Below are 2737 nucleotides of genomic sequence, written 5' to 3'. Positions count from 1 at the left end.
AGCCGAAGGCGAGCGAAACCGGGCAGATCGCGAAGCGATGCCGCGTTCGCCCAGACACGGTCACGAAGAAGCGCAGCGGGAAGATGTGCCCCGGCCGGACCAGCGCGTCCGGCTCGCTGCCCGGGTCGCACAGGACGTGCAGGGTGCGCGCCCGGTCGGCGGCGGAGATGCCGGTCGTCACACCGTCGCGGGCGTCCACCGTGACGGTGAACGCGGTGCGCATGCGGTCCCGGTTCTGGGCGGTCATCAGCGGGATGTGCAGCCGGTCCAGGTCCGGGCCGAGCATCGGCGCGCAGATCACGCCACTGGTGTGGCGGATGGTGAAGGCGAGCAGCTCGGGCGTCGCCTTCGCGGCGGCGAAGATGATGTCGCCCTCGTTCTCGCGGTCCTCGTCGTCCACCACGATGACGGGGCGGCCGGCCGCGATGGCCGCGACGGCCTCCTCGACCGGGTCGAAGATCCCCTCCGGGTCGTCGGCCCTCGGCAGGTCGCTGCCGGTCATCACCTCGTCGCCGTCCGGCACCGCGCCCCGCACGGGCGCGCCGCCCCGGATCAGCCTGTCGGCGCCGGTCAGCCGCTCCTCGCCGGGCCGTCCGGCGGCTCTCGCGTGGTTGTCGAATTCGGTCATCATGCCGTCACCGTCCCGTCCTCGCGGGCTTGAATTCGCGGGTTCCGGCGGGCCTCCCTGAGCCAGTTGCGGAACCCGGCCATGACCATGACGAAGAAGATCCCGTACACCGCACCGGACACCCAGAGGCCGGACTTGAGGGCCAGCGGCACGCCGACCAGGTCGACCAGCACCCAGATGATCCAGAAGTCCACCAGCGCGCGGCTCTGCGCGAAGGTCGCGGCGGCGCTGCCCACGAAGATGTAGGCGTTGGCCCACGGCGACCAGGCCACCTTCAGCCAGGTCATGTGCATGAACAGCTGCGCGACCAGGACCGTGCCGAGCGCGAGCGCGGCCAGCAGCACGACCCGCTCGCGGGCGGTGGCCTTGCGGATGACCAGGGGGCCGCCGTCGCGGCGGCCGCGGGCCCACATGACCCAGCCGTACGCGCCGAGGAAGACGAACAGGCCCTGCTTGAGGGCGTTGCCGGGGACGTGGGCGTGCAGCGAGGCGGCGAGCAGCAGCAGCGCCCCGGCGATCTGCACGGGCCAGGTCCACAGCGTCTTGCGCATGGCGAGGTACACCACGGCGAGGGACAGCGCGTTGCCGACCAGGTCCGTCCACAGGACGTGCTCACCGAAGAGGGTGAAGCTCGAGTTCAGCCAGTTCACGACGCGTCCTCGCTGTTCACGACGGTGTTCGCGGAGGGGTCGGCGGAGGGGGCGGCGGGCGCGGGCACCGCGGGGTTCTCGGTGGCCACGGGGTTCTCGGTGGCCGCGGGGGTCGCGGCGGTCATCATGCGCTCGACGTACTTGGCGACGACGTCGACCTCGAGGTTGACCAGGTCGCCGACGTCCTTGCGGCCGAGGGTGGTGAGGGCGAGCGTGGTGGGGATGAGCGCGACGCTGAACCGGTCGGCGCCGGCCTGGACGACGGTGAGGCTGATGCCGTCCACGGTGATCGAGCCCTTGTCGGCGACGTAGCGGGCGAGGCCGGGCGGCAGCGAGACGGTCACGACGTCCCAGCGCTCGCCGGGCTCGCGGGAGAGGATCGCGCCGACGCCGTCCACGTGGCCCTGCACGATGTGGCCGCCGAGCCGGTCGGACACGCGGACGGGGCGTTCGAGGTTCACCCGCGTGCCGGGGGTGAGGGCGCCGAGGCCGGAGCGGTCGAGCGTCTCCTTGATGACGTCGGCGGTGAAGGTCTGGTCCGCCACGTCCACGACGGTCAGGCACACGCCGTTGACCGCGATGGACGCGCCGTGGACCGCGTCGGAGGTGACGAGCGGGCCGTGGATGGTGAGGCGGGCCGAATCCCCTGCGGACTCGACCGCCCTGATCTCGCCGAGTTCCTCGACGATGCCGGTGAACATGGTGTCCCGGGCCTCCCTTTCGGGGGTCAGGCTCCGGGGTTCCTGCCAGCACGACGGTCGCGTACGGCGTGCAGCCCCTTTTCACCTCGAGCAGGGGCCGTTCGCGCGCTGCCTCCCATCCGGACTTTAACCGTCGGTCCCGGAGTTCCACCGGGTCAACCGGCCGATGGCTTCGGCCGGGTCGCGGACTATCACCGCCGGTTCGGACTTTCACCGACCCCGGAGCACGCGTGCACTTGCTTGCCAACCAGTGTGCCACGCCGTTTGTTCCCGCGCCCATGTGAGAACCCCCACGGGGCGGTCAAACCAACCAAGCGCTCGCTAGGGTGTAGGATGTCCGGTTCCGGTGCGGTGGGCCAGCCAGCCGGCCATCGCGCGCACGCCGGCCCCGATCGCCCGCTCGTCCGGGTCGAAGACGCCGAAGTGCGGGTAGGCGGTGGCGACGTCCGCGCCGGGACGGCGGACGCCGAGGAAGCTGAACGTGCCTGGGACGCGGCGAAGGAAGAGGGCGAAGTCCTCTCCGCTGAACGGAACCGCCGCGTGCAGGGGCGCGACCGACCGGCGGCCGAGCCTCGCCGCCAGGTGGTCGCGCACCTCCCGTCCGGGACGCGGCGGGCACACCATCGCCGGGAACGGATCGGCGGAAAAATCGACGCGAGCGTCCGGGTGTCCGCCCGCGATGCGGCGCAGCCGGTCGCGGATCTCCGGGACCCGCTCCTCCGGCCAGCAGCGGTACGTCGCGCGCACCTCGACGTCAC

2 protein-coding genes, 2 pseudogenes and 1 riboswitch are annotated in these 2737 nt (G+C 71.9%); all 4 genes and pseudogenes read right to left on the bottom strand.

Annotation, left to right across the window (positions count from 1 at the left end; genetic code table 11):
• Positions 1 to 502 (bottom strand): 3,4-dihydroxy-2-butanone-4-phosphate synthase (locus AB0J52_RS35100; protein WP_500187212.1); only part of this gene is annotated, 502 nt, incomplete at its 3' end.
• Positions 503 to 627: 125 nt separating this feature from the next.
• Positions 628 to 1278, bottom strand: coding sequence for a nicotinamide mononucleotide transporter family protein (locus tag AB0J52_RS35095; protein WP_500187210.1), 651 nt, complete (start codon positions 1276 to 1278; stop codon positions 628 to 630).
• 116 nt (positions 1279 to 1394) lie between these two features.
• Positions 1395 to 1979: pseudogene (locus AB0J52_RS35090) on the bottom strand (riboflavin synthase); the annotation flags it as partial.
• Positions 1980 to 2080: 101 nt separating this feature from the next.
• Positions 2081 to 2211, bottom strand: a riboswitch (FMN riboswitch).
• An 89-nt stretch (positions 2212 to 2300) separates the two neighbouring features.
• A pseudogene (locus AB0J52_RS35085) lies at positions 2301 to 2737 on the bottom strand (hypothetical protein); the annotation flags it as partial.

The organism is Spirillospora sp. NPDC049652, from assembly GCF_040675125.1.
GTDB lineage: Bacteria > Actinomycetota > Actinomycetes > Streptosporangiales > Streptosporangiaceae > Spirillospora.
The sequence above is the reverse complement of the archived record's forward strand: the minus strand, read 5'-3'. Positions and strand labels throughout refer to the sequence as shown.